At 68.7% G+C, this 7720-nt stretch carries 8 protein-coding genes; 4 read left to right on the top strand and 4 right to left on the bottom strand.

Going from position 1 to position 7720, the window contains the following annotated elements; all coding sequences use genetic code 11:
- Positions 1–18: 18 nt before the first annotated feature.
- On the bottom strand, positions 19–2460 hold the full coding sequence (locus tag ABTW65_RS28675; RefSeq protein ID WP_350666536.1) for a transglycosylase domain-containing protein: 2442 nt from the start codon (positions 2458–2460) through the stop codon (positions 19–21).
- A 226-nt stretch (positions 2461–2686) separates the two neighbouring features.
- Between ABTW65_RS28675 and ABTW65_RS28680 the strand changes: the two genes are divergently transcribed.
- Positions 2687–2962, top strand: a complete 276-nt coding sequence (locus ABTW65_RS28680; protein WP_045548985.1) for a WhiB family transcriptional regulator — start codon at positions 2687–2689, stop codon at positions 2960–2962.
- Between the two features lie 79 nt (positions 2963–3041).
- Here the strand turns inward: ABTW65_RS28680 and bagB are convergent, their stop codons facing one another.
- The 3 genes from bagB to ABTW65_RS28695 form a co-directional block, all read right to left on the bottom strand.
- Positions 3042–4208 carry an ArsA family ATPase gene (gene bagB, locus ABTW65_RS28685; protein ID WP_350666538.1) on the bottom strand — a complete coding sequence of 389 codons (1167 nt, stop codon included), beginning with the start codon at positions 4206–4208 and terminating at the stop codon, positions 3042–3044.
- A gap of 112 nt (positions 4209–4320) precedes the next feature.
- Positions 4321–5337 (bottom strand): ATPase BagA, encoded by a 1017-nt coding sequence (bagA, locus tag ABTW65_RS28690; RefSeq protein ID WP_350666540.1) that lies wholly within the window; start codon positions 5335–5337, stop codon positions 4321–4323.
- Positions 5338–5364: 27 nt separating this feature from the next.
- A complete protein-coding gene (locus ABTW65_RS28695) occupies positions 5365–6180 on the bottom strand; it encodes a maleylpyruvate isomerase family mycothiol-dependent enzyme (protein WP_350666542.1) in 816 nt (271 codons plus the stop codon).
- A gap of 92 nt (positions 6181–6272) precedes the next feature.
- Between ABTW65_RS28695 and sp36 the strand changes: the two genes are divergently transcribed.
- From sp36 to ABTW65_RS28710, 3 genes are all read left to right on the top strand, one after another.
- Positions 6273–6428, top strand: coding sequence for a Sp36 family protein (gene sp36, locus ABTW65_RS28700; protein ID WP_141791386.1), 156 nt, complete (start codon positions 6273–6275; stop codon positions 6426–6428).
- Positions 6425–6883, top strand: a complete 459-nt coding sequence (locus ABTW65_RS28705) for a RidA family protein (RefSeq protein ID WP_350666544.1) — start codon at positions 6425–6427, stop codon at positions 6881–6883. Before sp36 ends, ABTW65_RS28705 begins: the two co-directional genes overlap by 4 nt.
- Positions 6884–6933: 50 nt before the next feature.
- On the top strand, positions 6934–7720 hold a 787-nt coding region (locus ABTW65_RS28710; RefSeq protein WP_350666545.1), incomplete at its 3' end, for an NUDIX hydrolase.

Genomic DNA, 7720 nt, shown 5'->3' on the forward strand with positions numbered 1-7720 from the left:
TCGTTGCTGGGCCGGGCGTCAGCCGGTCGGCCACTCCCAGCCGAAGTCGGGTTCTTCCTCGACCGTGGCAGGTCTCTCTTCATCGCCGCGGCCGGGCTTCTTCTCGGGCTGCTTCTTCTTGTCGGGCTTGGGGTCGGGCTTCGGCTCCGGGCCCAGCGAGGTGTAGATCGTGATCGGCGATCCCTCGGCAGCATCGCCGGACGGGGTCGTGAAGGCAACCAGACCACGGTCGTATTCCGAGTACGCCTCCGGGCCGAGCTGGACCTGGAAGCCGGCGCTCCTCAGCACCTTCGTCGCCTTCTCGACGGTCATGCCGCCGACCCAGGGGACATCGACCGTGTTTCCTGCGATCACGCTCGGGTCGGGCTCCTGGAAGTCCACCGACTTGAGGTACTTGTCGATCACCTGCATCGCGCCACCCCACATCGGACCGGCAGTCGTCGAGCCCGCCGCCTCGTAGACGTAGTTGCCGCCGACGACCTGGCCGTTGAGACTGAGCGGTGTGCCCGCCGAGTTGGCGCCGGCGATCATCGACGCGGTCGCGAGCCGCGGCGTGTAGCCCATCAGCCATACGGCCTTGTTTTCCTGCGTGGTGCCGGTCTTGCCAGCGCTCGGCACCGACAGGGCCAGGTTCTGGCCGAAGCCACCGGGCTCCATGACGCCGCGAAGGATGTCGTTGACCGCGTCGGCGGTGCCCTTGGCCATCGCCTGCTGGCAGGTCGGCTCGTACCTCTTGACCAACTTGTCGTTGGCGTCGAGGATCTCGTTGACCGGAACCGAGTCACAGTGCTTGCCGCGGGCGCCGAACGTCGCGTACGCCTCGGCCATCTCGAGCGGGCTGACGTCGACGACGCCGAGGGTGAAGGTGGGCACGCGCTCGGCGCCATCGCACTGCGCGACCTCGCCGGCCTTGCAGACGTGGCCGTCCTCGCGCGCGATGCCGAACGGGGCGGTGAGCTTGACGCCCATCTTCTGCGCCATCTTGTAGGGCGTGCACATCCCGGTGAGCTGGAAGAGCTGGGCGTAGAAGGTGTTCACGGACTCCCGGGTGCCGGTGTAGGCGTCCTTGCTGCCCGAGGTCGTGGAGTTGTGGAATGTGTGGCTGCCGACCCGGTTGCCGTCGCCCGGGCAGCCGGCGAAGGTCGACTCGTTGAGGGTGAGCTCCTCGGGCGAGTTGACCTTCTGCTTGAGCGGGAAGCCCTGCTCGATGGCCGCGGCCAGGGTGAACGCCTTGAAGGTCGACCCGGCCTGGAAGCCGTTGGAGTCGCCCGACTTCTCCTTCGGGACCAGGTAGTTGAGGTAGGACTGGCCCTTCTTCTTGTTGTCACCCATCGGACGGGACTGGGCGAGCGCCCGGACCCGACCGGTGCCGGGCTCGACCATGGCCAGGGCGCCGATGGCCTGGTCGGTGGCGTAGACGTGATCCTCGACCGACTCCTGAGCGGCGTCCTGGAAGCGCTGGTCGAGTGTGGTCTTGATGGTCAGACCGCCGGACTTGATCAGCGCGAGCCGGTCGGTCTCGGTCTCGCCGAAGGCCGGGTCCTTGAGCAGCCACTTGAGCACGTAGTCGCAGAAGAACTCCGCGGACGAGCCGAGGCAGCCGTTGCGCTGCTTCTGGACGTTCAGGCCGAGGCTGGCGTCCTTCAGCTTCTCCGCCTCGGGGCGGGAGACGACCTTGAGGGCGGCCATCCGGTCGACGACGACGTTGCGGCGGGCGATGGTGGCGTCGGGGTAGTTGGTCGGGTCGTAGCCGGTGGGGTTCTTCACCATCCCGGCCAGCATCGCCGACTGCTGCCAGTTGAGCTCGGAGGCGTTGACGTTGAAGTAGTGCTTGGCGGCAGCCTGGACGCCGTAGGCGCCGTCGCCGAAGTAGGCCGCGTTGAGGTAGCGCTCGAGGATCCAGTCCTTGGAGTGCTTCTCCTCCAGCGCGATCGCGTAGCGCAGCTCGCGGATCTTGCGGGCGGTCGACTTCTCGATGGCCGCCTTGCGCTCGGCCTCGGTCTTCGCGGAGTAGACCAGCGTCGTCTTCACCAACTGCTGGGTGATGGAGGAACCACCCTGCACCGAGTCGCTGGCCTGGTTGGTGATCAGCGCGCGCAGCGTGCCCTTGAGGTCCATCGCGCCGTGCTGGTAGAAGCGGTAGTCCTCGATCGCCAGGAGTGCCTTCGTCATGTTGGACGAGATCTGGTCGAGAGGACGGTAGACGCGGTTCTGGTCGTAGAGCGTCGTGATCAGGTTGCCCTTGCGGTCGACGATCTTGGTCGTCTGGGACATGTCGTCGACCTCGAAGGCCTTCGGCAGCGAATCCATCTTCTCGGCCGTCTCCTTGGCCGCGATCCCGGCCACGCCGGCGAAGGGGATGGCGAGACCCGCGGCGACGACGCCGAGGACGGCTGCGACCCCGCACATGACGGCGAGATGCTTGAGCACGGTCTGCGGGCGCAGCGACGGCGAAGACATGCTGGTCATCGTAGGTGATCGCGGCTAATAGCACATGATTCGCAATCGGAGCCGGACAGGGAGGCAAAAACGGGTCCCAGGACCCCTCCTAGTCATTTCGAACTACGTACTTTGGGCCAGAAGGGTGTGTCACTCGACCGGGTCGAGTCCTTAACCTTTAGTCCGCACGGGCGCCACGTCATCAATATGGGGAGGGCGAAGCGCTCCGATGAAGGGATGGCACACCATGTGGGTTGATGAATGGTCGCTACAGGCCGCCTGTCGTGAGAACGAGCCCGACGAGCTCTTCGTACGTGGGGCCGAGCAGAACAAGGCCAAGATGGTCTGCTCAGGCTGCGTCGTCCGCACCGAGTGCCTCGCCGAGGCGCTCGACAACCAGATCGAGTGGGGTGTCTGGGGCGGCATGACCGAGCGCGAGCGTCGTGCGCTGCTCCGCCGCAGCCCGAACGCCTCCTGGCGCGCCGTGCTCGAGGCCGCGCGCACCCGTGCCTCCGTGGAGTGATCACTCGTCCCCTACTCGAGTGAGTCGCTGAAGATCTTGGTCTGAGCCAGGACGTACGTCACGTACGTCCTGGCTCGACTCATTCCTGGGCCAGCAGTCGGCCGATCTCGCGGAGCCCGTCGAGATCGTGTACGTCACCGGGCAGCGCCGGCACGACCGCTGTCGGCACCTGGGGATGCGCGACCGCGAAGCGCTCGCGCAGCTGGTGCTGGCGCTCGACCAGCAGCGCGCGGTCGGCGTGGAGCCGCAGCAGCCCGGCGGTGAGAGGCGCGTCGGGGAGACGCTCGGAGGCGGCCCCGGCCGCGGCCGCGGTGAGCGAGGCGTCGTCGGGCAGGGTGGCTCGGTTGACGACCAGGCCCTGGAGCGGCATCCGGTCACCGGAGAGGCGCTCGACGAAGTAGGCAGCCTCCCGGAGCGCATCGGGCTCGGGGGCAGCGATGACGAGGAAGGCGGTCTCGTCGGCCTGAAGCAGCGCGTACGTCTCCTGCGCCCGTTGCCGAAACCCGCCGAAGACGGTGTCGAGCGCGGTCACGAAGGTCTGCAGGTCGGTGAGCATCTGCCCGCCGAGGACCTTCTTGAGCGCGTTGGTGACGATGTTGATCCCGGCCGACATGAGCCTGACCGGACCCTTGGCCGGGGCCAGCATCAGGCGTATGAAGCGCCCGTCGAGGAAGCTGGAGAGGCGCTCGGGGGCGTCGAGGAAGTCGAGGGCGCTTCGGCTCGGGGGCGTGTCGACGACGATCAGGTCGTAGTCGCCGTTTCCGCCGTTGTGGGCGAAGGCGTCGCGGTAGAGCTGGCCGAGCTTCTCCATCGCCATGTATTCCTGCGTGCCCGCGAAGCTGGAGCTCAACGCGATGTAGAACTGGTTGTTGAGGATCTGCTGCGCCTTCTCCGGGCTGGCCTGGGACTCGACCACCTCGTCGAAGGTGCGCTTCATGTCGAGCATCATCGCGTCGAGTCGGCCAGGGCCGATCCCGGTCACTTGGCGAGGCGTGTTGTCGAGCCGCTCGATGCCCATCGACTGGGCGAGCCGTCGCGCCGGATCGATCGTCAGCACCACCACCTTGCGTCCGCGCTCGGCTGCTCTGAGTGCGAGCGCCGCCGACGTCGTCGTCTTGCCCACGCCCCCGCTGCCGCAGCAGACGATGATGTGGGTGTCACGGTCGTCGAGCAGCCGGTCGACCTCGAGGGCCCGGGTGCGGTCGGCGTGGGCCGCCAGCGGGCCGACGCGTGGGTGAGCGCTCATCGGGCCGTCCCTCTCGTCACTTCCGTCACGCCGCTCAGGCAATTCCTGCACTTCTCAGGTGTTGCAATGCCCGAGAAGTGCAGGGATACCCGGTTAACCGGGGATTCCATCCTCATGCGAGCCCCTGGTCCTTGAGCTCGGCCGCGAGCTCGTAGAGCCCGCCCATGTCGATCCCGCCGGCGATCCGGTTGAGCTCGTAGGTCGGGACCCCGAGGCCGGCGACGAGGTCACGCTGGGCGTCCTCGAGGGCTCGACGCTCGGCGTACTCCTTCGCCTCGTCGGCTAGGGCGGAGATCAGGGCGGGGTCGGGTTCGACGCCGGCGCGCTTGAGGTCCTCGGCGATCAGCTCTTCGTCGAGGGAGCCGGCGAGCGCGGGGGCGAGGGAGGTGTCGGGGAGGTCGCGGGGGCGTACCTGGTTGACGATGACGCCGCCGACCGGGAGTCCGGCGGAGCGCAGCTCGCTGATGCCGTCGGCGGTCTCCTGGACCGGCATCTCCTCGAGCAGCGTGACCAGGTGGACCGCGGTGCGCCGGGAGCGGAACAGGGTCATCATCGTGTCGGCCTGGTTCTTGATCGGGCCGACCTTGGCCAGGCCGGCCACCGACTCGGACACGTTGAGAAAACTCGTGATCCGGCCGGTCGGGGGAGCGTCGAGCACGACGGCGTCGTAGGTCCGCGCGCCCTTGTTGCGGCTGTTGCGCTGGACGGCCTCGAAGAGCTTGCCGGTGAGGAGTACGTCCCGGACCCCGGGCGCGATCGTGGTCGCGAACTCGATCACGCCGAACCGGTCGAGGGCGCGGCCGGCGGGACCGAGCTTGTAGTACATCTTCAGGTACTCGAGGAGGGCTTCCTCGGGAGCGATGTGCAGGGCGTAGACGTTGCCCGGCTCGGCGTCGGCACCGGATCGCGCCCGCAGCCGCAGCCCGGTCGCGATGCGGGTCTCGGCGTAGGGCAGCGGGTCGACGTCGAACATCCGCGCCACCCCTTGGCGGCCCTCGACCTCGCACAGCAGGACGTTCTTCCCGTGGGAGGCCAGCCCGAGAGCCAGAGCCGCAGCCACCGTCGACTTGCCCGTGCCGCCCTTGCCGGTCACCACATGCAGCTGCACGTGGGGCCAGTCGGAACTCATGGGAGTGACTTTAACGGGGTCGCGCCATCAGGGGGTGATGTTGAGGTTCTCGACGATCTTGGTGCCGATGGCGGTGTCGCCGCTGATCTCGACCTTGGCGGGGTCGCCGGAGGCGCGGCCGCCGGTGAGGAGGACGTACGTCTCCCGGTCCGTGGAGAGGGTGACGGTGGGCGCGGCGACCGGGTCGGCCACCGGGACGCCCTTGCCCTCCTTCGTGACGGTGAACGCGTAGGGCGCGTGGCCCTCGACCTCGACGACGACGGAGGTGCCGGGGGCGCAGGCGGCCTTCTTGGCGAGCACGAAGCCGACGCCTTCGAGGAGGTAGTCGGCGGTGTGGAGGGCGCCGGGGCTGTCGAGGTTGCCCGGGCGGCCGGTGGCGCGGCGGATGTCCTGCTCGTGCAGCCAGAGGTCGAGCGGCCGGTTGCGGAGCAGCTTGCCGGTCGTCCACCCGAGCGCACCGAAGATGCCGGAAGCCGGCGTCGCGGGGTCCTCGGGCGGGGAGGCGAGCAGCTCGTCGTGACGTACGGCGGTGTAGCGGCGGATCTCGTCGATGATGCTCGCCGTGGGGACGTCGCGGCGGGTGAGCACGCCGATCTCGGTGAACTGGCCCATCGGCGACTTGATGTGGGCGGACTCGGGCACGGGGGCGTCCTCGCGGGGCGCGCCGGCGGTGAGGCCCTCGAGGTGAGCGACGTGGGAGGCGATCGCGCGTACGTCCCAGCCGGGGAGATCAGTGGGCTGGTCCCAGTCGGCGTCGGAGAGCTCCTCGAGGAGCGTGAGGAGGTCCTGGACGGAAGACCACCAGGTGTCGACGTACGTCTTCAGCTGCTCTGCGGGAGTCACGGACCTGACGATAGTGGGCCGGGTCCTCGGTTGGAAGGTCAAACCATGTCGCCGGAAAACCGGTCCGCGGGTCCGCGAAGTAGGGTGCCGATATGACCAAGTGGGAGTACCAGGTAGCGCCGATCCTCAACCACGCTGCGGCGCAGATTCTCAACAACTTCGGTGCCGACGGGTGGGAGCTCGTCTCCATCCTCGACAATGGCACCGGCAACTACGTCGGCTTCTTCAAGCGGGCGGTCTCGGAGTGAGCGGCCCCGAGGAGGTCCTCGCCGAGCTCGGGCTGAGCGTGCCGGACGTCGTGCCGCCGGTGGCGGCCTACATTCCGGCGGTGCGCTCGGGCAACCACGTCTTCACCTCGGGTCAGCTCCCGATGAAGGACGGCGCCCTGCTCTCCGTCGGCAAGGTCGGCGGGGACGTGTCGGCCGAGGACGGCTACGCGGCGGCGCAGCAGTGCGCGCTCAACGCCCTGGCCGCGGTCAAGGCCGAGCTCGGTGACCTCTCGCAGGTCAAGCGCGTCGTGAAGGTGCTGTGCTTCGTCGCCTCCACCCCCGACTTCACCGGCCAGCCGGGTGTTGCCAACGGTGCCTCGGAGCTGCTCGGGAAGGTCTTCGGCGACGCCGGCCGGCACGCGCGCTCCGCCGTCGGTGTGCCCGTCCTGCCGCTCGACGCTCCCGTCGAGGTGGAGATCGTCGTCGAGATCTGAGCCTCGGACGGGGGTAGGGGCCGGGTGTGAGCGTCGCTACAGTGACGAACGTGCGTATCCCGATCCCTCCAGTCCGGCTTGGTGACGACATCGTGGCGTTGGCCGGGGAGTACGCCCAGGGCGTACGCACCCCGGTCGAGCCGCGCGATGCGGCGACGGTGCTGCTGCTGCGGCCGGGCTCCGACGGGTCCTCTTCTGCCCCAGAGGTCTACCTGCTCCGTCGGCAGCTGACGATGGGTTTCGCCGCCGGGATGGCTGTCTTTCCCGGCGGAGGTGTGGACGTACGCGACGCCGAGCTGCCCGACTCCTGCTGGGCCGGGCCGTCGGCCGGTGAGTGGGCGCGCCGGCTCGGGGTCGACGAGTCCCGCGCACGGGCGCTGGTCGCCGCGGCGGTACGGGAGACGTTCGAGGAGTCCGGGGTGCTGCTCGCCGGGGCTTCCGGCGACTCCGTCGTCGACGACGTCTCGGGCGACGACTGGGAGGCCGACCGGGCCGCCCTGGAGTCACGCTCGTTGTCGTTGACCGAGATGCTGACCCGGCGCGGGCTGGTGCTGCGTACGGACCTGCTGGCGCCATGGGCCGCCTGGACGACGCCCATCTTCGAGCCGAAGCGCTTCGCGACCTGGTTCTTCGTCGCGCGCCTCCCCGAAGGGCAGGTGACGCGCGACGTGTCCAGCGAGTCGTCCTCGGTGCTCTGGCTGAGTACCGCCGAGGCGGTCGCCCAGGTCGAGGCCGGCGAGCTGGCAATGATGCCGCCGACCTACCTCAACTGTCTCGAGGTGACCTCGCTCGGGTCGGAGGACGAGGTCCTCGCTGCCGCTGCGGAGCGCGTGCTGA

It is taken from the genome of Nocardioides sp. NPDC127503, from assembly GCF_040302165.1.
Taxonomy (GTDB): Bacteria; Actinomycetota; Actinomycetes; order Propionibacteriales; family Nocardioidaceae; genus Nocardioides.